Genomic DNA, 21,109 nt, shown 5'->3' with positions numbered 1-21,109 from the left:
GGGTTCGGGCACCGCCGGGGTGGGCCGGTCGGCGAGCTCCGGCGCCGGGTCCGCCGTGGGGGCGGCGCAGGCGGCGGCCGCGCGGTGGACGCATGCCGGGGCGAGGAGGCAGCCGCAGGTGATGGCGTCCGTCGTCGCCACCACGCCGCCCGGGGCATGCAGGCGCAACTCGGTCTCGTCGTCGACCTCGATCGTCACCGTGTCCCCGTCGCGGTGCGTCGTGCGGGTGCCGAGCTTGGTGACCGCCGCGTCCAGCCGCTTGCGCAGCCGGGGTGAGAGGTCCTCCACGAGCGTGGCCGTGACCTCCGGCGCGACGGGTGGCAACCGGTCGGCTTTCATGCGGTCTTCTCCCCTATCCAGCGGGCCAGTTCGAGTGGGCTGAGGGCCGCCACGGGCATCCCGGCGGCCACGAGCTGCCCGGCGACGCCCGTCGAGTAACGGGGCCGGCCGGCGTCGTCGAGACTCGCGCACCCGAGGACGTGGCAGCCGGTGGTCACCAGAGCCCGCACCTCGGCCAGCAGTCCGGCGAGCGGCCCGCCCTCCTCGAAGTCGCTGATGACGACGACGAGGGTGCGGCTGGGCACCTCGATCAGGCTGCGGGCGTGCCGCAGCCCGGCGGCGATGTGCGTGCCCCCGCCCACACTCACCTCCAGCAGGAGGGAGAGGGGATCGTGCACATGGCCGGTGAGGTCGACGACCTCCGTGGAGAAGGCCAGGAAGTGGGTGCTCAGGGCCGGCACCCCGGCGAGCACGGAAGCGGTCAGTGCGGACCAGATCGTGGACGACTCCATGGATCCGGAGACGTCGGTGACCAGGATCAGGCGCCAGTCGGCCGACCTGCGGGCGCGACTTCGGAACACGGGCTTCTCAGGGATCACCTGGATCGTTCCGTCGGCCGTCCGGCGGGCCGTGGCCAGGTTGGCGCGCAGTGTGCGCGGCAGGTCCAGCCGGCCGCCGGGGCGGGGGGTGGGCCGGGCCGACATCGTGCCGGTGAGGGCCGGTCGCAGCCGGGTGGCGAGCTGCCGGGTCAGTTCGTCGACCAGGCGGCGGACCAGGGGCCGGAGCGCCGCGAGGCGGGCTTCGGGGAGACCGCCGGCGTACCGCAGGATCGTCCGGAGCAGTTCCACGGAGGGAGTGGCGGCCGCCGGGTCGAGTTCGGCGAGGACGTCCTGCCGTCCTGTCACGGCCGCGGCGGCGAGGACCTCCTCGCGGACGCCGGGGCCGAACAGCGCGGCCAGTTCCTCGGACCACTCGCGGACGCCGGGGAAAGACGGTTCCCGGCCGCCGCCGTGACCGGGGCCGGGCAGACCGCTGCGGGATCCTTCGCCGTGTCCCGTGCCGTAGAGCTCGTCCAGAGCTGTCGCCAGGCGGACGGCGCCGGACGGCAGTTGGTCGGCACGCCGGCCGAGCACGAGCCGCCAGCGGTCGGCGGGCGCGAGCGTCCGCGAGGGGGCGGCCTCGGCGGAAGGTGCGGCGGTGGGGCGCGTTGCGGCAGGCCGGCCGGCCGGCGGGGGGAACCGGTCGTCGTACGCGGGTGGCGGGACCGGCAGGCCGAGGCCGGTCAGGAGCTCGCGGGCCGCGAGGTCGGCGACCGTTCGGCGCACCAGTTCGGCCGGGTCGTCCGCGTCCAGGGCGTCCACCCGTTCGCCGAGCCGCTCCTCGACGGTGTCCAGCAGCCGGTCCCGGGCGGCCGGGCTCAGGGTGTCGAAGCCACCGCGCAGGGCCGGCAGCCGGGCCAGGAACGCGGTGTCGTCCAGTTCGACGACCCGGTGCAGCAACGGGTCCAGGGCGCCCACGCCGACGGTCAGGAGCGGGCCCGCCACCGTCAGGACACCGGTGAGGCGGGCGGTGAGCGCGGCCCGGGAGGTGCTGTCCACGGCTCCGTCCACCCAGGAGGCGACGCGCCCCCCGAAGGACTCCGCCTCTTCGTGGCCCGTGAGCACCCTGACCGCTCCTGCGGCCGCGGCGATCAACGGGGTGCCGTCGGCGGCCAGCCGGGCCAGGGCGTCGGTGAGCCGGATGCCGCCCACCCGGTCGGCCCGCTGGGCCAGTTCGAGCAGCGCCCGGGCGTCTTCGGGTTCCTCGGTGCCGGTCAGGCCGTCGACCTGGCGGACTGCGGCCGAGGTCAGGAGTTCGGCCGCGTGCGCGGTGCGGGCGGCACGGGCGGAGGCGGTGGAGTCCGGGGCCGAGGGGCCGTCGGGCGCGGCCAGGCCCGGCAGGTGGCCGGCGTCGAGGCGATCCAGCAGGTCGAGTCCGGCGAGGAGTTCGGAAAGGGTACCGCTCGCGGGGAGTACTGCCGCGAGTTCCGTCAGCCGTTCCTCGGCCAGGGCGGGGAGCCCGCACTCGGCGGCCTCGGTAAGGCCGCGGACGACCTGGGCGGCCGTCGGGCCGCCCTCCGCACGCTCGGCCGCGTGCCGCTGCCGCAGCACGCCCTCGGCCGCCTGGGCCGGGGTGACGCCGCGGGCCCCGGCGGCGGTGAGCATCGCGGCCGTCGCCGGGGTCCACCGCACCTGCCAGCGTGTCGTGAGTCCTGCACCGCCCGCCGCACCGGACACCCCCTGCTCCTGCGCGTACGGGATGCCGCACACCGTCAGCCTGCGCAGCAGCAGTTCGCGGCGCCGGTCCAGGGGGGAGCGCGCCGGGTCGAGCCTCAGGTCACGCGGTGTCTTCTCGTGCGCGTCCTCCGGCCCGGGGAGCGCGAGCGCCTCGGTCTCGCCCTCTACGGCGGGGCCCAGTCCGCTGCGCGGAGCGGAGGGTGCGGGCCGTCCGGTGCGGGCTCCGACGAGTACGTGTTCGAGGGCCCGGGCGACGGCGCGGCCCGTGCCGTAGGTCTCGCCGCGCCCCAGCACCGTCTGCACGGCTTCCAGGAGTTCACCGCGGCCGGGGGCGGGCAGGCCGCGCAGGCGGGCCAGGTCGCCGGCCACCCGGACGACCTCCCGGCCGTCCGCCGGGCCGTAGGGGTGGCCCTGTTCACGCAGGGCGGCGCAGACGCGGACCGCGGTGCGGACCAGCGCCTCGTGCAGCGCCGCCGGGTCCCCGGCTGCGTCCAGGACGGTGTGCTGCCACTCCGGGTCCCGGATGCCGGCCGGGTAGCCGGAGCGTGAGTCGAGCAGCGGGTACGTGTACGGCACCAAGGAAACCGTGCACGCCGCAGTCCCGGCTGCGCCGTTCACGTGCCCGTTCACGCCCGGCCCGGGCTCGGCGGCCCGGTCCGGTGCTGCTGGTTCTTCCGGCGCTTCCGGCGCGGGGCCCCCGGCGGCCGCGGCGGCGGACGGCAGCAGGGCCGGGGTGTGGAAGGCTCCCACCACCACGGCGGGCCGCCGCCCGCTCGCCAGGGCCTCGGCGACATGTCCGCGCATGCACGCCTCGCGCACCAGGTCCGTGCCGTGCACCCCGCCCCGCGCCTCGGCCTCGTAGCGCAGCGCCCAGCCGGTGAGCAGGGCGGCACGGCGGAGCGCCTCGGGTGTCGAACCGGGCGCGAGGGTCTCCACCAGCCGGTCCCACAGGTCGTCGCCGTCCCGGCCGGTGAGCCGGGACCGGAGCGCGGCGGCCAGCCCGTGCCCCTCCCCCGGCACGGGTGTGGAGTCGGCGCCGGGGACAGGGGCGGGGGTGTCGGTGCCGCCCCCCGCCCACGCCCGGTCGGCCAGCGGCAGATCGCAGGCCACCGCCGGGACTCCGTTTCTCGCCGCCCAGCGCAGAGCGACCAGTTCGGGCGAGAAGTCCGCGAACGGGTAGAAGGCCGGCCCCCGCTCGCCTGCCGCGGTGGGTCCGGGCCCGTCGGCGGGGACGGCGGCCAGCGCCACCGGGGCCTCGGTCTCCTCGTGGGCGAGCCAGCCCAGCCAGGGCTGGAACTCGGCGGGCAGTTCGACGAGGAGGACGTCGGGGGCCGCCGCGTCCAGCAGCGCAGGGAGGGCGGCCGCCAGCGAGGGCGCGTGATGGCGTACCCCGATCAGGAACGGCGCACCGGGCCCGGTCGCCGCGAGGGCCGCCACCGCGGCTTCCGAGGTGGCGGGACCGGATTCCGGGGCAGCAGGTCCGGCCGCGGAAGTGGCGGGCCCGGCCGCCGGGCCCTGCGCCGGGGAAGCTGCCGGCGCGCCGGGGGTGGGCGACACCTCGGCGGTGGGAGCCGCCTCGGCGGTGGACCGCGTCCCGGGGATGGTCGACTCGCTCATCCGTCAGTTCTCCAGCACCGCGCGCAGGTCCCACAGGGCACGCCAGGTGGCCGCCCCCTGCTCCGCGCGCCTGCGCACCGGCCCGTCCCAGTACCCCAGCAGCCGTGCGGCGTCGGCGGGGTCGTCCTTTCGTACGACACCGAGCAGATGGCCGGGCAGGAGGGAGAGCACGTCCCGGTCGCCGGGGAAGTAGGCGGCGGCCAGGCCCAGGGAGCCCGCGACGGAGACCGCCTCCGCCGTGCTCATCACCGTGGAGGGTCGCTCGACCTCCCAGCCCTCCACGGAGCGGCCCTCGCGCAGGTCGCGGAAGGCGGTGACCAGGGCTTCGAGGACCGCGTCGTCCACCTGGTAGGCGGCGCCCACGCGTTCGACGGCTGCCCGCGACTGGCTCCGGACGAGCGCGGTCTCGGCGTCCACGTCCCCGATGGGGCCCACGGTCTCGAAGTTGAAGCGACGCTTCAGCGCGGCGGACATCTCCGATACGCCCTTGTCCCGCAGGTTGGCGGTGGCGATGAGCGTGAACCCGGGGGCCGCGTGCACCTGGGCGCCTTCGCCGCCCGCGAGTTCGGGGACCGCGATCCGCCGCTCGGAGAGCAGTGACACGAGGGCGTCCTGGACCTCCGGCAGGCAGCGGGTGACCTCCTCGACGCGGGCGACGGCCCCGCGGGTCATGGCGGCGAGGACCGGGGAGGGCACCAGGGCCTGCTCGGTGGGCCCCTGGGCGAGCAGCAGCGCATAGTTCCAGCCGTACTTGAGCTGGTCCTCGGTGGTGCCCGCGGTGCCCTGCACGGTGAGCGCGCTGGTGCCGCAGACGGCCGCCGACAGCAGCTCGGAAAGCATGGACTTGGCGGTGCCGGGTTCACCCACGAGGAGCAGTCCGCGTTCCCCGGCGAGGGTGACCACGCACCGTTCGACCAGGGCACGCTCGCCGACGAACTTCTGCTCGATCACCAGGCGGCGCGGCACCCCGGCAGCGGGCCTGGTGCCCTTCGGCAGGCCCAGTGCCTCGCCCGCGCTGCCCGTCACGAAGGTGACGACGGCGCGCGGAGTGAGCAGCCAGCCGGGCGGCCGGGGCCCGGGGTCGTGGGCGGCGAGGAAGGCCAGCTCGGTGGCGTAACGGTCCTCGGGGAGAGTGATCTGGCGGTGTTGCCGGCCGGGCACCGCCGCCTGGCCCGGGACGCGGGACGTGGTGGTGCTGTCCATGGCGGTCGTGGTGTCGTTCGTCATCGACGGCGGCCCTTCCGGGTTGCGCGGGTGTCCAGTTCTTCGAAGGCGGGGGCGTCGCCGCCGCGGACCCGTGCCCAGGCGGCTGCGAACAGCGCGGGCACGGGGAGGTGGGGCAGGGTCCGGGTGGACCCGACCACGGGGTACAGGCGTTCCTTCCAGGTCTCCAGCGGCAGTCCGGGGGCGCCGCGCTCCAGCCAGCCGCAGGGGAGGAACAGGGTGCGGCCGGCGCGGGAGCGCTTCGCCTCCACGACGAGGTCGGTGGCGGCGAGTTCCGCCCGGGCCTTCTTGATCCGTGCCGGCTTCCACTCGGTCCAGCGGACGCAGTTGCGGTCCGTGGGGTCGGGCAGCGCGAGCAGCATCAGGTAGAGGGCGGCGGCGTCCGCGCTGAGGTCGAGGGCGTCGGCTGCCTCGGCCACCAGGTCCGGCACCGTTCGCGTCGGGTCCTGGGCCGGGTGGTGCGGGGAGCCGTCGGGGGCGCCCGTCGAGGCCAACGCGTCGGTCTCCTCGCCCAGCAGTGCGCGCAGGGCGAGAAGATCGCCGGTGCTGTGCCTGCCGACGGTGCCCTCGACAAGGCCGAACGCCGGGTCGTCGGGGCCTGCCAGGCCGGCCGGGCGAATCAGCAGCTTCTCGTTGTTGCCGTAGCCGGGGGCGAGGAGCAGCGCCGTGCCGGCCCGGACCAGTCCGTCGGCGTCGGCGCCGCCGGACTCGGGGAGCCCGTGGGCGGCGCGGACCGTGGCGCCGATCGAGCCCCCCGACTCGGTCCAGTGCAGACCGAGGTCCAGCACCAGGTCCGGGGCGGTGAGCCGGCCACGCAGGGCCGCACGCCCGACGGGCAGGTGCGCCCGCAGGGGGTGCCTGTACGGCAGTGTGTAGGCGAGGGTGTGCAGAGCGGTCAGGGCGGAGGCGACCGTACCGCGTGCGCCCGCCACGCGCAGGCCCGGGCGACCGGTGCCGTCCTGGACTGCGGTGCCGTGGGCGAGCCAGGTCCGGGAGTCCGCGTTGAGGATCTGGTCGACGGCGCCCGCCGTGGTGCCCGAGAGATCGAGGTCCAGTTCCTCGGGGACGCGGGCGAGGGCGGCCAGGCGCTCCTGCCAGACCTCGGCGGTGGCCCGGACGCCGGGGCCCGTGGACCACAGCTCGGCCGGGTCCTCGGGCAGCAGCGCCCGGAGCAGGGCGTGCCGGTCGTCGCGGGGCAGGGCGTCCAGCCTGGCCTGGGCCGCTTCAAAGGCACGTGTCTTCGCCCCGAGCAGCGCGAGCGCCTCGGCGCCGGGTTCCTGGACGGCTGCTGACAACAGGGCGGCCGACTGGAGGGAACCGATTCCGGTGGCCGTGTGGAACGCCTCGGCGGCCTCCGGGCGCCAGGGCGCCGGGCCCTGCTCCCGTACCAGGGCGGTGAGCCGGGTGAGCCGGTCGCGGGCGATGCCCTGCCGGTGAACGCGCTCCCGGTCCAGGGTGAAACCGGGGACGGGACCGAAGGCGCCGGTCGGGTCGTGGTCCAGGGCGAGCCAGCGTGCCGCGTCGTCCCGGGAGTTCCGGCCGCGGTCGGCGAGGACCACGACCGTGCGGGTGCCCTTGCGCAGTACCTGGCCGAGGCGGTGCACGGCCTCGGGGCGTCCCCGCCCGGGTGCACCTTCGCCGAGCGGTTCGACGAGCTCCAACAGCCGGACCGTGCCCGCCGGGTCGGCCAGCGGGCCCGCGGCGAGGGCTTCCAGCAGCACGAGGAGCCCGGTGCGGTGCTCGGGCGAGGTGGTCGCCGAGGCGGCCCGGTAGGCCAGTTCGGGCAGCTTGTCGAGGAGGGAGGTCCAGGTGAGGGAGTCGCCGGGCACGGTGTACTCGTCCCGCTGCCAGCCGTCCACGGGGGTGAACGGGACCTTCGACGGGGTGGGCGGGCCGAACGCCGGCTCGCCGCCGAGGACATGGTTGACGGCGAGGATCTGGCGGATCGCGGTCCACCGGTTCCCGGCTCCCCACCAGGTGCCGTGCATCCGCTCGGAGCCCCAGGCGGAGGCGTCCCGCAGCGTCGTGTCGTCGGCGTGCTCGGGCTCGTGGTCGAAGAACATGCCCTTGGTGCGGGCGGCGTTCCGGGGAGTGGCCGGCTGCACCGGCTCGGGCGGTTCCAGGTACCGGGCGGCTGCGACAGCCCGGTCCACCGCGTTCCGGACGAACGCGGTGACGCCCGCGAGGAGCCGGGCGTCGGACACCTCGGGCAACACCCGGGCGGCGGCCTGCTCGGTCAGCTCCCGCGAGGAGGGCCCGGTGTACTCCTCGACGGCCCGGAACGCCTCCAGGTGCCGGGCGACCGCGGCGGCGACCTCGTCGAACAGCTCCTCCGCCCGGGAGTCCGTCAGGTTCCGCAGGGCGGTGGAGCCCCGCTCGTCCCTCGGACGCAGGGCGTGCCAGTAGGCGACGGGAGGCACGTAGGGGGTACCCGCCGCGTCGTTCCCACCGGAGGAGTCGGTGGTGACGGACCACAGGCTTCCACCGGTGCCGTCCGTGTCCGCCGGGTGCGCTTCCACGGAGCGGTGGTTCAGGGCCGCGACCGGCCGTGACCCGCCGGGCAGGGTGAGGGCGCCGAGCGGCACCGGGGAGCCGCCGCCGGGCAGCGGGTGCGGCAGCATGACCGTGTGGCCGTCGGGGGTGCCGGCGACGATCCGGTGCCCGTCGGCGGGTGGGGCCGTGCCGGTCTCGGTGACCGTGCGGCGGACCCAGCGGCCGAGAACCGTGCCGTCCGTGCCGAACGGGGTGGTCTCCAGACCGGGCTGGAGGGGCAGCACCTGGCAGTGCTCGGCGAGCAGCCGGGTGCCGTCCCGCACCCCGGAGCGGAGGAAGGCGGGGAGGGAGGCGCGGCCGTGCGTGCCGCCGGCCGGGTCGTACTCCAGCCACACCCGCTGCGTGCCCTGGTGGCCCTCTCGCCAGTAGCCGGAGCCGTCGGAGATGACCGCGCGCTGAGGCGGGAGGGACGTGTCGCCCGCGTGCAGCGCCTTGCCGCCCGTGGCGCGGCCGCCTCCGGGCAGCGGCAGGCAGACCTCGTCGGAGGGGCCGGAGCCGCCCCATCGGGGAATCTGCTCGCCGCCGACGGTGAACACTTCGGTGGGGCGGTGCGACCAGTAGCCGCGCTGCTTGCCGTCCTCCCACCACATGACCAGCAACTCGCCGTCGACGTAACGCAAGGCGATCGTCCGCCAGTGGTCGACGGTGGCGGGCAGCCGCAGGGTGTGCCGCAGCAGAATGCCTTCCGGGCCGATGACGACGGCCCGTTCCAGAGTGTTCAGGATCAGCGCGGGCCAGGCGCCCGTGACGCCGACGCTCTCCCGCCGGTGGCGTTGCTGCCGCGTGGCGGCGGTCTCGGAGGCCAGTTCGGCGTAGGTCTCGTCGAGCGCGGGCCAGCCCAGTTCGTCGAGGACGCCGGTACGCAGGGTGGCAGCCAGCAGCGGTACGACATCGTGGCTCTCGAGGAGTCGTACGGCTTCCGGGGCGGCGTCTGAGATCACGGCGCCGAACGCCGAGAGCCTGTTGAGAGCGGTGCGCAGCCCGGGGAGCCCTCGCGCGGCCGAGTACTCCTCGGCACGGGCGGTCAGCCACTCCCGCAGGATGACGGAGAGCACCGGGTGCGCCGCGATCTTCGCCAGGCCGGCGTCGCTCAGCCGCTGGCCGCGTCCGTCGCCGAGGGCCCCGACGTTCCGGCTCAGCAGGGCGCGGAAGACCGGCCGATCAGCGACGGCGGTGAGATCCCGCGCGCCGGGCGTGGTGTCGGTGAGCCACGGGCCGATCGGGACACCGGGGGACCGCGCGGTCCCCGCGTCCTGGTCGTCCGGCTCGGCGACGGGGACGCCGGAGGCCAGACAGAGGTCGAGAAGGTCCAGATCGGCGGTGCGCTGCCAGCGGCCCTGGAACAGGTCGACGGGGCGCCCCTCGGCGCGCAGCCGGGCCGCCATCCGGGCGGCCAGGTCGAGTGTTCCCGGGCAGCGGCCCGAGGTGACCCGGTTACGCCGGCGGTGTGCCTCCCAGCGGGCGAGCCAGTCCGCCGGGGAGACGGACGGGGCGGAGAGGGCTGCCGAGTCGGAAGGCGCGTTGTCGGAGGTGTCCGGGAGGGCCGTCAGCAGGTCCTCGGCGCCGGACGCGGCCAGCAGAGCGAGCCAGCCGGGTTCGCCGTCCGCGTCCGGGCCGCTCTCGCTGAAGGTCTCCGGGAAGAAGCCCAGGAGGCGGGCCCTCACAGCCGCGTCCCGTCGGGCGAGGTCGATGAGCGGGGAGCGGTAGGCCGTCCAGAACGAGGCGGGTGCGCGGACGACTCCCGGCGAGCCGATCAGGTCGGCCACCAGCTTCTGCTCGGCGGCCTCGCGGTCCAGCCCGGCGGCTCTGACGAGAGCGCGCACGTCCTGCGGCAGCGCCGCGTACGGCGGCATGCCGGCCGCGCAGCGCTCGACCAGCAGACGGCGGAACTGCTCCCAGGCGTCCGCCGGTGCGAGCCGGGCCACCAGGTCACGTACGTACTGCCGGAGCGCCTTGACCGTCAGCGCGCCGGCGAGGGCGAACTCCAGGAAGACGGCCCGCTGCCGCTCCTCGTCCACGACCAGCCCGTGCACCCGCTCGGCTTCACGGGCCTTGCCGAAGAAGGAGGCGGCGTAGCTGGTGTTCTCGGCCTGGAGGAAGAGGCGCGCCACCTGCTCGTGGTAGGTGGGAAGGAAGTGCGGCACGGCCCGGCCGAGCCGGGCACCGAGTGCGTCGAAGCCCTCCTTGGCCGCTCCGGCACGGGTCCTGGCCTGCCGGCCCAGCCGCTCGATGTCCTTGACCAGGGCCAGGGCGTGGTGCCCGTTGGCCGGGTCGTTGACGAGCGCCCAGGCCGGGAAGCCCAGCGTCTCGCGGCGCACCTGACCCACGACCGGGGCCTCCGCGGTCCGGGCCAGCCCGAGGAACTCCAGGGCCAGGTCCTCGGCTTCGCCCAGCGTGCCGGGCACGAGCCGGACCACGGGGCGGTCGCCGAGGGCGGTGTGCGTGTAGGTGCGGGCGGTCAGCGCGTCGGCGTCGTCCCGGCCGGTGGTGCCGGCCGGGAGGATCGCACCCGCGTCCAGCAGGGCCGTCGCGCCGGCCTCGGCGGCGCGGCCGGAGGGGCTCCCGCCCCGGGCCTGGCCGGGAAGAGTCGCCGCGCCCGCTGCCGTCGTGTTCGCGTCGGTGTTCGTCGTCGTGATGCTCATGCCGCCCGCTCCTCGTCCGCCACGTCGCGGCCGGCGTAGAGCGCCGCCGCCATCCGCATGCCCTCGGACCACGCCACGGGGCCGACCTCGGCGGCCGTCAGCGCGCGCCCCGCGGGGTCGGTCCAGCCCAGGGGGCCCGTCTCGGTGTCGTACGCGTCGTATCCGTCGTGCTCGCCGATCCAGATGCGGGCCTCGGCGGTGGCGCCGTCCTCGACCACCGGGCAGACCGCGTACCCCCCGCGCGACCGGTACCCGAGTTGGGTGACGCGGCCGTGCAGGAAGCGCAGTTCCTTGAACACGCCGCCGGCGTAGGTGTCCACGGAAGTGGTCTCCGGGGCGAGGCCGGGCGGGCGGTGCCACACCTCACGGAACAGCTGCTCCACGTTCTGGCGCACCCTCAGTTCGACTGCGAACTCCCGCAGCTCGTCGAGGTCGTCGAGGAGGACGGGGTGGGGCACGCTGACCACGTCCGGGGTGATGCGGACCGTGTCACCGTCCAGGTCGACGAGGCCCAGACCGCGCTCGGAATCGACGTCGCGCAGAAACCCCGCGACCCCGCCGCCGGCGCCGGTGACCACCACGTCCCGCAGGGCCGCCTGCCACGCCGGATCGGGCCAGACCCGGGCGAGCACGGCCGTGGGAACGGGCAGCGAACGCACCATCCACTGCTCGACGTCGGTCACGCACCGGCGTTCGTGCCGCTCCAGCCACTCGGTCAGCTGCCGGAGACCGATGACCGCGGGGTCGTCCTTCAACCTGGCCGGAACGGACTTCAGCCGTCGTCCCTTCCCGTTGCGGCAGACCACTTTGCCCGCCTCCAGGGCGACTTCATAGTCGCCTGCCGAAACCCACCCCATGCGCTGTTCTCCCCTGTTTCCGAACGGCCGCCGAACCGGTGGCACGCTGATAAGACCCGTCGGCGGCAACGCACCGTGACGAGTGGAAGAGACTCTAAGCGGCCCCAGTGACAATGGGTTCGGACCCCCTCCACATCGCCCGGCGGCCCACACCCCAGGAGGACGGCCCGTCGTGCCCACCGTCGCGCCGAGGACCGATCAGCTACGCCACGGAACCCGCCGGAGCGACGGGCGGAACGCCGGGGATGAGGGGGCGCCGGGAGTGAGGGGGCGCCACGGGTGAGAGGGCGCCAGGGGTGAGAGGGCGTCGACGGCCGAGGGGGCCGAGAACGTCGGCCCCCTCGCCCCGGCTGCCGCGCCGAAGTTCGGAGCGCGAGCAGCGTGCGGCCCGATCGGGTGCGGTCAGGGAACGCGTACGACCGTCCTGCCGGGCAGCCGCCCGGCTCCGGCGTCCTCATGCACTGCGGCCAGCTCGGCCACCGGGCGGTGGGCGGCGACATGGACCCGGAGCGTGCCGGCATCCACCTTGGCGACCAGCTCGGTCAGCTGGGATCCGTCGCTGCGGACCCACAGGCTCGCGCTGCGCACGCCTCGGGCGGGGTCCTCGGGAATCGGTCCGGCCGTGCTGGCGGAGACCCCGCCGTCGGCGACGTAGGGCGTCAACTGCGCGAGCTCCTCCGGGGAGACGCGCACATGGTTCACCACGACCTGGAACGGGCCGCCCACAGCGCCCGGGCCCGCGGCGAGGTCGAGGGGGCCGGTGACCCGGTCCGCGCCGTAGCCCCGAAGGCGGTCGGCGTGCTGCGATGAGTCCACCGCCGTCACGTGTGCCCCTGCGTCGACGGCGAGCTGCACCACGAGGCTGCCCACCGCGCCCCCCGCTCCGTTGACCAGCACGGTCTGACCGGGCTTCAGCTCGGCGAGCTCGAACACGGTCTGCCACGCCGCCAGGCCGGTCAGCGGCAGTGCCGCGGCGTCGACCAGCTCGGTCGTCCGAGGCGCCGGGGCGAGCGAGTCGGCCGGGGCGAGCACGTACTCGGCGGCGCCGCCGGCGGAGTCGAGGGGCAGCATCGCCACGACGCGGTCGCCGGCCTTGGGGCCGGTTAGCTCCGAACCGAGTTCGACGACGGTTCCGGCCAGGTCGAGACCCGGCACGTACGGCAGAGCGATCGGGATCATCTCGGCCAGGAAACCGGCGCGGATGTGGTCGTCGACCGGGTTGAACGACGTGGCCGCCACCCGTACCAGCACCTGGCCGGCGCCGGGGACCGGACGCTCGACGTCCTCGTAGCGCAGGACCTCGCTGCTGCCGAACTCGTGGAAACGTATCGCCTTCATGAAATTCTCCTCCAGGGTGTGTTGATGTCGCCGCCGACGGATGAGGGCGTCGGGCGGGACGGTGAAGCGCGTCGGGGCGCTCAGGTCAGCTGCACCGACCGGGTCGAGTTGCCCAGCACCATGCGATCGATGGCACTCACGGCGCCGGCTGGGTCATCGGCGGCGCCGACGGCGAGGAGCAGCGGGACGAAGTGCTCGGCCGTCGGGTGGGCGACCTCGGCGCCCGGTGCCTTGGTGCGGTAGTCGGTGAGGGCGTCGACATCGCCCCGGGCGAGGGCGTCGACGGCCCATTCGTCGAAGGCCGCGGTGTCGGCGGCGAGCTCAGGCCGGTGGAAGACGGCGAAGCTGTGCGTCATGAAGCCCGAGCCGAGCACGAGGACGCCTTCCTCGCGCAGGGGACGCAGGCGTGCCCCGAGTCCGAGCAGGGCGCTGGGGTCGAGGCTGGGCATCGACAGTTGCACGACCGGGACGCCGGCCGCGGGATACATGGCCATGAGCGGGATGAAGGCGCCGTGGTCGAGGCCGCGGTCGGCGAACGCGTGCACAGGCGTCCGGCCCAGCAGGCCCGTGAGTCGCCGAGCCAGGTCGGTGGCGTTCGGGGTCGCGTAGGGAAGGGTCTTGTACCGGGGGTGGAAACCGCTGAAATCGTAGTGGAGCGGGGTGCCGGCCTCGGCCCGGAATATCGCGACGGGCGCCCGTTCCCAGTGGGCCGAGATGACGACGACAGCTCGGGGCTTGGGCATCGACCGTGCCCAGTCGAAGAGGTCGCCGAGCCACTGCGGATCGTCGAGGGTGAACGGGGCACCGTGGCTGACGAAGAGACTGGGCAGGGGCCCGTCGGAGGGATTCCACACCCGCTGTTCGCCGCCTGTGGCAGGACCCGTGCGAGCAGGTCGTCGTACGCCGCGGCTGGACCACGCGGCGGGGAGGGCCGAGCCAGGCTGCTCGTGGCCGTCATCGAGATCAACTCCTTCACTTGTCGAGGAAAGTATTTTTACTTGCCTGGGCAAGTGAAGAACTAGCCTATCGAGGGTTGCCCAGGCAAGTGATGCGAGTTGTCCGGGCACGTATGATGAGGCTCATGGATACTCAGTCGCCCTGGCTCGACGACGACCAGCAGGACCTGTGGCAGGCGCTCCTCACGGTCGTCATCGCCCTCCCGGCGGCCCTCGACCGCCAGCTGCAGCGAGACGCGGGCATCTCCAACTTCGAGTACGGGGTCCTGGCGCAGCTGTCCATGGCCGACTACGCCACGATGCGGCTCAGCGAACTGGCCCGGCTCTGCGACAGCACCCAGCCCCGACTGTCGAAGGTGATGGATCGGTTCGAAGCCCGCGACTGGGTCGCCCGCCGAACCGACCCCGGCGACGGCCGATACACCCTCGCCGCCCTGACCGGCGCCGGCCGGCAGAAGCTCGTCGAGAGCGCACCGGAACACGTCGCGCAGGTGAAGCGGCTCGTGTTCGATCCGCTCAGCGCCGCTCAACGCCGCCACCTCGAAGCCGCGCTGACCCGCATCGCCGCTACGGTGCGCCGGGAACTCGAAGGAGGCTGAGCGCCGCCCTCGGGCCGATGGCCGCTCGGGCATCGCGCATGAGGGAGGCGGGTGGATCCCCGCGCTGCACTCCGAGCGAAGCACAGCTCGACCTCGCGCTTCTTCTCCCAGCGGCGGACGCCGCCGCGCCAACAGCCGCCCCGACGTCGGGCAGGTCGGCGCTCCGGAGGATTCCCGTCGGGCCCGCGCCGACCGGAGCGGGCAGCGCGCACAGACCTCGGTCCCAGGTCAGCAGCACGGCCGCTTCCCGTACTTCACGGCACCCACCACTTTCCCTGGTCGAGCTCACCGAATCCGTACCGACACGCATCGGCGCGGTCGACGGAAGGCTCGGCGCCTACGTCACGGTCTCGGCGGACACCGCTCCGGCCGCGGCGGTTCACGCCGAACGGGAAGTCTCCGAAACCGGACCGCGCAGCCCGCCGCACGGGATCCCTTTGGCCCTCAAGGACTTGATCCATGCCGCGGGCCCGCCCACCACGGCGAGCTCGGACGTCCGGGCCGGGCACATCGCGGACCACGACAGCCAGGTGGCCGCACACCTGAAGGCCGCCGGGGTGGAGACCGCCACACCCGGCAGCAGCCAGTCCCCCCAGGGCCGGCAGCCCCCATTCCCAGGCGCGTGGAGCCAGAACCGCAGCGCAGCCGGGGTCGCACCGATCTTCACACAGCCCGCGATATACTGACCGCAGCATGCTGACCTCACGGACGGCGGCGTCGAGGCCCGACAGCCTGCCGGCCGCGTGCCGTGCGAACGCCGCGGCGGACTCGACAGCTTTCACCTGCCGGGGCACAGCCGATTGCGTGTAGCCGAGGGAAGCCGCCGCCTCGCTGAACGAGCCCGTCGCAGCGACTTCGCGCACTACCCGCAGTGGAGCGGCTCCAGTCCACCGTCGAAGCCGCGCAAGCAGGGCTGTCCCCGTCGCCCGCCACCATGAAACTCGCCGAATACGACGACGCGAACATCTATCTCGCCCTGCGGGCCGGAGAAGCCTCCGGGTGCCGCGTCGGCGCCATCGACACGAGCCAGTGGATCTGGACGGTACGACGCCGGCACACCGCTCGCCCTCACCTGGTCCCCGAAATAATCAGGGGCGGCTTCGGATTTCTCCGAAGCCGCCCCTGATGTACGACTCTCACGAGTCGGGACGACAGGATTTGAACCTGCGACCCCTTGACCCCCAGTCAAGTGCGCTACCAAGCTGCGCCACGTCCCGCTGCCCGTCTGACCTGGGGTTTCCCCTGGCTGAACGCGCATGAGAACAATACCGCACTCCGGCAGGTGGTCACCAACACCATTCCGCGCTTGACCTCAAGCGCGGTTGATGTTGAACGCTCGGTGTCATGACGAACACGACCGCCGCGCCGGTACGCGGCCTCCGCGAATTCCATGACCTCGACCGCCTGATCGCCCTGATGACCGGCGCCGAGAAGCACGCGCCCGCCGCCCATTCCACGCTCGACGCCCTGTGGGTCCTCTACGACAGGGTGCTCCGGGTCACACCGGCCTCGGTCGATACCCCCGGGCGGGACCGCTTCCTGCTGTCCAAGGGGCACGGGCCGATGGCGTACTACGCCGTCCTCGCCGCCCACGGCTTCTTCGGTGAGGAGCTGCTGCCCGGTTTCGGATCGTACGACTCACCGCTCGGGCATCACCCGGACCGGCTGCTGGTGCCGGGGGCGGAGATCGGCAGCGGGTCCCTGGGGCACGGGCTGCCGCTCGCCGTCGGGACCGTGCTGGGGCTGCGGGCCCAGGGCCTCACCGATCCCCGGGTCTGGGTCCTGATCGGCGACGCCGAGCTGGACGAGGGCAGCAACCACGAAGCCATCGCCCACGCGGGCCCGGCCGGGCTCGAACAGCTCCACACGCTGGTGATCGACAACGCGTCCGCCACCCACGGCTGGCCCGGCGGGATCGCCTCCCGCTTCGCATCCGCCGGGTGGGCGGCGGTGACCGTGGACGGCCGCGACCACGAGGCCCTGTACGCGGCGTTCACCACGCCCCACCCGGGCAGGCCGCTGGCCGTCGTCGCCCGCGTCGAACCCAAGAGCTGACCGCACCTGCCTCGTACGGCCAACACCGTGCGCCTGCCGCTTTCGCACACCGGAGACCCCCGGGAGGGACCCCTTCATGGACACCATGCGTGACCGATTCATCAGCACCACCTCGCAGCTCCTGGACGAGGAGCCCCGGCTGGCCGTCGTGCTCGCCGACATCAGCGCCGACGGCTTCGCCCCGGCCCGGCGCGCCCACCCGGACCGGGTGGTCAACGTCGGCATCCGGGAACAGCTGCTGGTCGGGGCCGGCGCGGGGATGGCCCTGACGGGAATGCGGCCGATCGTGCACACCTTCGCCAGCTTCCTGGTCGAGCGGCCGTTCGAGCAGGTCAAGCTGGACTTCGGGCACCAGGGGGTCGGCGGGATCCTGGTGAGCGCCGGCGGCTCGTACGACTGGCCGGCCGGGGGCTTCACTCACATGGCGCCCGGTGACGTCGCCCTCCTGGACACGCTCGACGGCTGGACCGTGCACGTGCCGGGCCATCCGGACGAGGCCGAGGCCCTGCTGCGGGAGTCGGTCGTCGGCGACGACCGGGTGTATGTGCGTCTCTCTCCAGGCGAACCGGGAGGCACGGCCGGTGAGCGGCGCGGGCGGCTTCGCCGTGGTGCGCGAAGGGCAGCGTGGGACCGTGGTCGCGGTAGGCCCCATGCTCGACAACGTGCTCGCCGCCACCGAGGGCCTCGACGTGACCGTGCTGTACGCGACGACCGTGCGGCCGTTCGACGCGGCGGGCGTGCGCCGGGCCGCCGGCGCGGCCTCGACCGCAGACCTGGTGATCGTGGAGCCGTATCTGGCGGGCACCTCCGCCGCCGCCGCGGGCGAAGCGCTCATGGACCTGCCTCACCGGGTGCTCGGACTGGGGGTCGGCCGCGCCGAACTGCGCCGGTACGGGCAGTTGGAGGAGCACCTCGCGGCGCACGGCCTGGACCCGCGGGGTCTGCGGGAACGGGTCATCGGCTTCCTGCGCCCCTGACCCGCGCGGCCGCCCCGGCGAACCTCGACCGCACGACCCGCCCGGCCGCAGGAACGCCCCGCGGCCCCGCCCGGCCCCCGGGACAGCACCGCTCGCCCCACCCGGCCTCGCAATGACCCCGAGCATATGACTCCACCAACCCGCCCTAGCTGAGCGGCGTTGCCCCTAGATCCCCAACCCCCACGCCCAGGCCCTCGCAAGCCCCGAGGGCACTCGTACGGTGGGGCTGATCTGCCACGACGTCGGCGACCCCTGCTTCGCGGGCATCACCGGCGGAATGATGCGCGCGGCCGCCGAGCAGGGCCTGCTGGTGATGCTGGCCTCCACCTTCCGCGAACCGGCCCGGGAGATCGCGTATGTCTCGATGCTGCGGGCCCAGCGGGCGCGGGCCATCCTGCTGATCGGCTCCGGTTTCCAGGACCCGGTCTGGAAGAGGGCGATGGACCCGGAGCTGGAGCCGTACGTCCGGGCGGGCGGGCGGGCGGCCGGGTCGCGGTGGTCAGCCGGCACCGGTCCATGCGGGTGGACACCGTACAGCCGGAGAACCGGTCCAGGGCGGCGGCGCCCGAGGCCACACTGGTTGCGCTGGGGCACCGGGAGATCGCGGTGTTGAGCGGGCCGCCCGAACTGACCGCGGTGGCGGTCGGTTGGCGGGGTTCCGCGAAGGGCTCGCCGGGGCAGGCCGCACCCTGGCGCGCGTGGTGCGGGGCGCGTTCACCCGGGAGGGCGGGCAAACGGCGGCTGTCGGCTGCCGGGGCCCGCGGCCGACCTGCTGTGTTCGCGGTGACCGAGGTGATGGCCGTCGGCGCGCTCGCCGCGCTGCGGGAGGCCGGCGTACGCGTCCCCGAGAACACGTCGCTCGCGGGGTTCGACGACATCCCGGCCGTACGGGAGGCGTCGCCGCCGTTGACCACGGTGGCACTGCCGCTCACGGAGATGGGCGAGCAGGTGATCACCCTCGCGTCGCGGACTCCGTCGGGGGCGGGGCGCTTCCGAGTGCTACGGATCGAGGGGAACGTGGTCCTGCGTGGCAGCACCGGTGCTCCGCCCGGGAGTTGAGCGCCGCGCCGCCTGCGGGGCGGCGTCAGCAGTGGTGGGGGACCTCCCGGTCGTCGATCTGGCGGACGAGTTCACGGGCGAGTGACTTGATGGTGTCGAGCCCGTCCCGCCCCCAGGGGCGCGGCACGGTGTCGACGGCACAGACGGTGCCCAGCGCGATGCCGGTGCGGTCGATCAGCGGCGCCCCGAGATAGGAGCGGATGCCTATGTCGTCCACCACCGGATTGCCCGCGAAGCGCGGGTAGTCGCAGACGTCGTCCAGGACCAGGGCCTTGCGCCGGACAAGGACGTGCGGGCAGTAGCCGTGGTCGCGGGCCAGGTACCGGCTGCTGCGGTTGCTGCCCGCCGCGGCCGATCCGAGGTCCCGGCCACCGCGGTTGCCCGCCGGGGTGTGCAGTCCCGCGAAGAACTGCCGGTTCTCGTCGATGAAGTTGACCATCGAGAAGGGGGTGGCGGTGACCTCGGCCACCTTGTCGGCGAAGGCGTCGAAGTTGTCGTAGGAGGCGTCGGGGCGTTCGCCGAGATCCAGCTCGCGCAGCCGCTGTGCGCGGGCCGGGCCGTGCCGGTCGGTGGGCGTCAGGAGCATCCGGCCGGTGGCGAAGGATGTCACGGGTGGGCTCCGAAGGTCTGGAGTGGGGCGGGCGCCGAGGTGGCGTTGATGAGGTGCTGTACGAGGGTGACGAGGGCGCCCGTACCGGAGCTGGCGATCCGGGCGTCGCACAGGACGACGGGCACCTCGGGCCCGAGGTCGAGCGCGGCGCGGACCTCGTCCGGTTCGTAGCGGTAGGCACCGTCGAACTCGTTGACGGCGACGATGAATCCGATACCGCGCCGTTCGAAGAAGTCCACCGCGGCGAAGCACTCGGCGAGGCGTCGGGTGTCGGCCAGCACCACCGCTCCGAGCGCGCCCTGGGAGAGCTCGTCCCACATGAACCAGAAGCGCTCCTGGCCCGGTGTGCCGAACAGGTAGAGCACGTGCTGCTCGGAGAGGGTGATGCGGCCGAAGTCCATGGCGACGGTGGTGGCCGTCTTGGACTCGACGCCGTCCAGACTATCCGTCCCCACACTGACCTGGGTCAGCAGTTCCTCGGTGCTCAGCGGGGCGATCTCGCTGACCGCACCCACGAACGTCGTCTTGCCTACGCCGAATCCGCCGGCGACCAGGACCTTGAGGGCCACGGGAAAGAACTCGGAGGTTCCGGTGCGGTCAGAGCTGTCGTCGTAAACCATCGAGCACTGCCTCCAGCAGGGATCGGTCGGTGGGCATGTCGTGGAAAGCGGGAGCGTGCGCGGTGACCGCGCCGCAGGCGACCAGGTCGGAGAGGATGACCTTGGCGACGACCGCGGGCAGCCGGAGGTGTGCGGCGATCTCGGCGACGGACATCGGCCCTTCGCACATACCGAGGGCCACGGTGTGCTCCGGGCCGAGCGGGATGTCCGGCTCGATGCCCGTGGCCATGATCAGGGACAGCAGGTCGAACGCGGTGGACGGCCGGGTACGGCCGTTGCTGATCGTGTACGGACGGATCAGCCGGCCGGCCGCGTCGTCGAGCAGGGGCCCGTCCTGCGGGGCCGGCATCGTCACAGCCCCGGAGTGAAGGGCGCTCCGGCCGGCTGCCGCAGCGGGGTCGTCAGATAGGGGCGAACGCTCTTGACCAGCATCGCCATCTCGTAACCGAGCACCGCGGCGTCCGCCTCGCGCCCGGAGAGCACGGCGAGGCAGGTGCCGGATCCGGCGGTGGAGACGAACAGGAGCGTGGAGTCCAGCTCGACGACCACCTGCCGGACGTCCCCGTTGTCCCCGAAGCGGGCCCCGGCACTGCGGCCCAGCGAGTACAGGCCGGCGGCCAGGGCCGCCATGTGGTCGGCGCTGTCGGGGTCCATGCCGTGCACGGATTTCACCAGCCCGTCGGAGGAGAGCAGGACCGCGCTGCGTGTGTAGGGCACGCGTTGGACCAGCCCGCTCAGCAGCCAGTCCAGGTCCGAGACCTGACCGGACTGCATGTTGCTCGTCATGGTGTCCACTCCTTGAAGGTGGTGTCTTTTCGGGGTTCCGGGACGGCCCGGCCCGGCAGGAAGGGTTCGGCCTCGAATGCTCCGGGCTCGCCTGCTTCGCGGTTGTGGGCGCCGTCGGCGTAGGCGCCGCACCGGTACGCGGCGTTGTCGTGCGGGTACGCGTCGGGCGGGTAGCTGTCCGGTAGGGGCAGGCCGGCTGCGGGCAGTGTGTGGTCCGGCCGCGTCGTCCGATCCGGGCCGGGGCGGTCGGGCGGGGCGGTGGCTCCACGTACGGGAAGGGGCGAGAGGGACTCCAGCGGGGCGTCGAGTGCGGTCCGCCCCCCGGTGCCCGTGGAGCCGGGGTTCCCGTGTCCGCCGTCGGGGCTCTCCTCCTGGGCGGTCTGGGCCTCGGCGAGGTCGACGCCGCGCCGGAAGGCCGCCATGAGACCCGGGTCGTGCAGGGCGTGCTCGTCCTCGACGCGCGGGGCGGGCGCCTCGCGCAACTGCGGGACGAGGTGTTCCTGGTTCGCCCGCTTGGGCAGCTCGGGCCGGGCGGGGGACGGGGCCGGGCTGTGGTCGCGCTCGTGGACAGGTGCCGGTGCGGACCGGCCGTCACGCTCGGACGGGGAGGCGCGCGGTGCGGGGCGGTCGATGCGCTCGGCGCGCAGCTGGAGGGGCGGGG

16 protein-coding genes, 1 tRNA gene and 4 pseudogenes are annotated in these 21,109 nt (G+C 74.0%); 7 read left to right on the top strand and 14 right to left on the bottom strand.

Features of this window, described 5'->3' with window-relative positions; all coding sequences use genetic code 11:
• The 7 genes and pseudogenes from B9S58_RS12500 to B9S58_RS12470 all read right to left on the bottom strand — a co-directional run.
• Positions 1–339, bottom strand: a pseudogene (locus B9S58_RS12500) (hypothetical protein); the annotation flags it as partial.
• Positions 336–4,172: a DUF5682 family protein gene (locus B9S58_RS12495; RefSeq protein WP_103532194.1), complete on the bottom strand. Its 3,837-nt coding sequence runs from the start codon at positions 4,170–4,172 to the stop codon at positions 336–338. The gene B9S58_RS12495 and the pseudogene B9S58_RS12500, both read right to left, overlap by 4 nt.
• Before the next feature lie 3 nt (positions 4,173–4,175).
• A complete protein-coding gene (locus B9S58_RS12490; RefSeq protein WP_103532193.1) occupies positions 4,176–5,399 on the bottom strand; it encodes an AAA family ATPase in 1,224 nt (407 codons plus the stop codon).
• A complete protein-coding gene (locus B9S58_RS12485; RefSeq protein ID WP_103532192.1) occupies positions 5,396–10,591 on the bottom strand; it encodes a hypothetical protein in 5,196 nt (1,731 codons plus the stop codon). Before B9S58_RS12485 ends, B9S58_RS12490 begins: the two co-directional genes overlap by 4 nt.
• The gene (locus tag B9S58_RS12480; protein WP_103532191.1) at positions 10,588–11,448 is read right to left on the bottom strand and encodes a DUF4132 domain-containing protein; all 861 of its coding nucleotides are present in this window, start codon (positions 11,446–11,448) and stop codon (positions 10,588–10,590) included. Before B9S58_RS12480 ends, B9S58_RS12485 begins: the two co-directional genes overlap by 4 nt.
• Positions 11,449–11,850: 402 nt before the next feature.
• The gene (locus tag B9S58_RS12475; protein ID WP_103532190.1) at positions 11,851–12,786 is read right to left on the bottom strand and encodes an NADP-dependent oxidoreductase; all 936 of its coding nucleotides are present in this window, start codon (positions 12,784–12,786) and stop codon (positions 11,851–11,853) included.
• An 80-nt stretch (positions 12,787–12,866) separates the two neighbouring features.
• Positions 12,867–13,640, bottom strand: coding sequence for a class III extradiol ring-cleavage dioxygenase (locus tag B9S58_RS12470; RefSeq protein ID WP_219818881.1), 774 nt, complete (start codon positions 13,638–13,640; stop codon positions 12,867–12,869).
• Between the two features lie 227 nt (positions 13,641–13,867).
• On the opposite strand from B9S58_RS12470, the gene B9S58_RS12465 reads away from it, so the two are divergent.
• Together B9S58_RS12465 and B9S58_RS12460 are read left to right on the top strand one after the other, a co-directional pair.
• Positions 13,868–14,341 carry a MarR family winged helix-turn-helix transcriptional regulator gene (locus B9S58_RS12465; RefSeq protein WP_103532189.1) on the top strand — a complete coding sequence of 158 codons (474 nt, stop codon included), beginning with the start codon at positions 13,868–13,870 and terminating at the stop codon, positions 14,339–14,341.
• Positions 14,342–14,358: 17 nt separating this feature from the next.
• Entirely contained in the window at positions 14,359–15,027 is a 669-nt protein-coding gene (locus tag B9S58_RS12460) for an amidase family protein (RefSeq protein ID WP_308457899.1), read from the top strand.
• A 126-nt stretch (positions 15,028–15,153) separates the two neighbouring features.
• Here the strand turns inward: B9S58_RS12460 and B9S58_RS39955 are convergent.
• Positions 15,154–15,204, bottom strand: a pseudogene (locus tag B9S58_RS39955) (hypothetical protein); the annotation flags it as partial.
• Positions 15,205–15,212: 8 nt separating this feature from the next.
• Between B9S58_RS39955 and B9S58_RS12450 the strand changes: the two are divergent.
• Positions 15,213–15,467, top strand: coding sequence for a hypothetical protein (locus tag B9S58_RS12450; protein WP_103532188.1), 255 nt, complete (start codon positions 15,213–15,215; stop codon positions 15,465–15,467).
• Positions 15,468–15,484: 17 nt separating this feature from the next.
• Here B9S58_RS12450 and B9S58_RS12445 read toward each other — a convergent pair.
• Positions 15,485–15,558 (bottom strand) — tRNA-Pro (locus B9S58_RS12445).
• A 127-nt stretch (positions 15,559–15,685) separates the two neighbouring features.
• Here B9S58_RS12445 and B9S58_RS12440 point away from each other — a divergent pair.
• The 4 genes and pseudogenes from B9S58_RS12440 to B9S58_RS38990 all read left to right on the top strand — a co-directional run bounded on the left by B9S58_RS12440 (position 15,686) and on the right by B9S58_RS38990 (position 18,432).
• Positions 15,686–16,396 carry a transketolase gene (locus B9S58_RS12440; RefSeq protein WP_103532187.1) on the top strand — a complete coding sequence of 237 codons (711 nt, stop codon included), beginning with the start codon at positions 15,686–15,688 and terminating at the stop codon, positions 16,394–16,396.
• 76 nt (positions 16,397–16,472) lie between these two features.
• Positions 16,473–17,373 (top strand): annotated as a pseudogene (locus B9S58_RS12435) (transketolase family protein).
• Positions 17,374–17,593: 220 nt separating this feature from the next.
• Positions 17,594–17,986: a hypothetical protein gene (locus tag B9S58_RS38995; RefSeq protein ID WP_258044411.1), complete on the top strand. Its 393-nt coding sequence runs from the start codon at positions 17,594–17,596 to the stop codon at positions 17,984–17,986.
• Positions 17,890–18,432: a LacI family DNA-binding transcriptional regulator gene (locus tag B9S58_RS38990; protein WP_103532185.1), complete on the top strand. Its 543-nt coding sequence runs from the start codon at positions 17,890–17,892 to the stop codon at positions 18,430–18,432. The genes B9S58_RS38995 and B9S58_RS38990 overlap by 97 nt, the downstream gene beginning before the upstream one ends.
• Positions 18,433–18,457: 25 nt before the next feature.
• Here B9S58_RS38990 and B9S58_RS12420 read toward each other — a convergent pair whose 3' ends face one another.
• The 5 genes and pseudogenes from B9S58_RS12420 to B9S58_RS12400 form a co-directional block, all read right to left on the bottom strand.
• A complete protein-coding gene (locus tag B9S58_RS12420; protein WP_103532184.1) occupies positions 18,458–19,042 on the bottom strand; it encodes a GAF domain-containing protein in 585 nt (194 codons plus the stop codon).
• A complete protein-coding gene (locus B9S58_RS12415; RefSeq protein WP_103532183.1) occupies positions 19,039–19,662 on the bottom strand; it encodes an ATP/GTP-binding protein in 624 nt (207 codons plus the stop codon). Before B9S58_RS12415 ends, B9S58_RS12420 begins: the two co-directional genes overlap by 4 nt.
• Complete coding sequence (locus B9S58_RS12410; RefSeq protein WP_006128964.1) at positions 19,640–20,011, bottom strand: DUF742 domain-containing protein; 372 nt, start codon at positions 20,009–20,011, stop codon at positions 19,640–19,642. The genes B9S58_RS12415 and B9S58_RS12410 overlap by 23 nt, the downstream gene beginning before the upstream one ends.
• 2 nt (positions 20,012–20,013) lie before the next feature.
• Positions 20,014–20,448 carry a roadblock/LC7 domain-containing protein gene (locus tag B9S58_RS12405; RefSeq protein WP_103532182.1) on the bottom strand — a complete coding sequence of 145 codons (435 nt, stop codon included), beginning with the start codon at positions 20,446–20,448 and terminating at the stop codon, positions 20,014–20,016.
• Positions 20,445–21,109 (bottom strand): annotated as a pseudogene (locus B9S58_RS12400) (ATP-binding protein); the annotation flags it as partial. The gene B9S58_RS12405 and the pseudogene B9S58_RS12400, both read right to left, overlap by 4 nt.

Origin of the sequence: Streptomyces sp. SM11 (genome assembly GCF_002910905.1) — a bacterium.
Lineage (GTDB): Bacteria > Actinomycetota > Actinomycetes > Streptomycetales > Streptomycetaceae > Streptomyces.
This window is presented reverse-complemented; position numbering and strand designations above follow the sequence as displayed.

What these genes read in the sequence shown, in the direction of transcription:
- B9S58_RS12405 (WP_103532182.1), bottom strand. Translation starts at nt 20,448, where the DNA reads ATGACGAGCAACATGCAGTCCGGTCAGGTCTCGGACCTGGACTGGCTG.
- B9S58_RS12415 (WP_103532183.1), bottom strand. Translation starts at nt 19,662, where the DNA reads ATGGTTTACGACGACAGCTCTGACCGCACCGGAACCTCCGAGTTCTTT.
- B9S58_RS12440 (WP_103532187.1), top strand. Translation starts at nt 15,686, where the DNA reads ATGACGAACACGACCGCCGCGCCGGTACGCGGCCTCCGCGAATTCCAT.
- B9S58_RS12495 (WP_103532194.1), bottom strand. Translation starts at nt 4,172, where the DNA reads ATGAGCGAGTCGACCATCCCCGGGACGCGGTCCACCGCCGAGGCGGCT.
- B9S58_RS12410 (WP_006128964.1), bottom strand. Translation starts at nt 20,011, where the DNA reads ATGCCGGCCCCGCAGGACGGGCCCCTGCTCGACGACGCGGCCGGCCGG.
- B9S58_RS12490 (WP_103532193.1), bottom strand. Translation starts at nt 5,399, where the DNA reads ATGACGAACGACACCACGACCGCCATGGACAGCACCACCACGTCCCGC.
- B9S58_RS12485 (WP_103532192.1), bottom strand. Translation starts at nt 10,591, where the DNA reads ATGAGCATCACGACGACGAACACCGACGCGAACACGACGGCAGCGGGC.
- B9S58_RS12460 (WP_308457899.1), top strand. Translation starts at nt 14,359, where the DNA reads ATGGCCGCTCGGGCATCGCGCATGAGGGAGGCGGGTGGATCCCCGCGC.
- B9S58_RS12475 (WP_103532190.1), bottom strand. Translation starts at nt 12,786, where the DNA reads ATGAAGGCGATACGTTTCCACGAGTTCGGCAGCAGCGAGGTCCTGCGC.
- B9S58_RS38990 (WP_103532185.1), top strand. Translation starts at nt 17,890, where the DNA reads ATGCGGGTGGACACCGTACAGCCGGAGAACCGGTCCAGGGCGGCGGCG.
- B9S58_RS12465 (WP_103532189.1), top strand. Translation starts at nt 13,868, where the DNA reads ATGGATACTCAGTCGCCCTGGCTCGACGACGACCAGCAGGACCTGTGG.
- B9S58_RS12480 (WP_103532191.1), bottom strand. Translation starts at nt 11,448, where the DNA reads ATGGGGTGGGTTTCGGCAGGCGACTATGAAGTCGCCCTGGAGGCGGGC.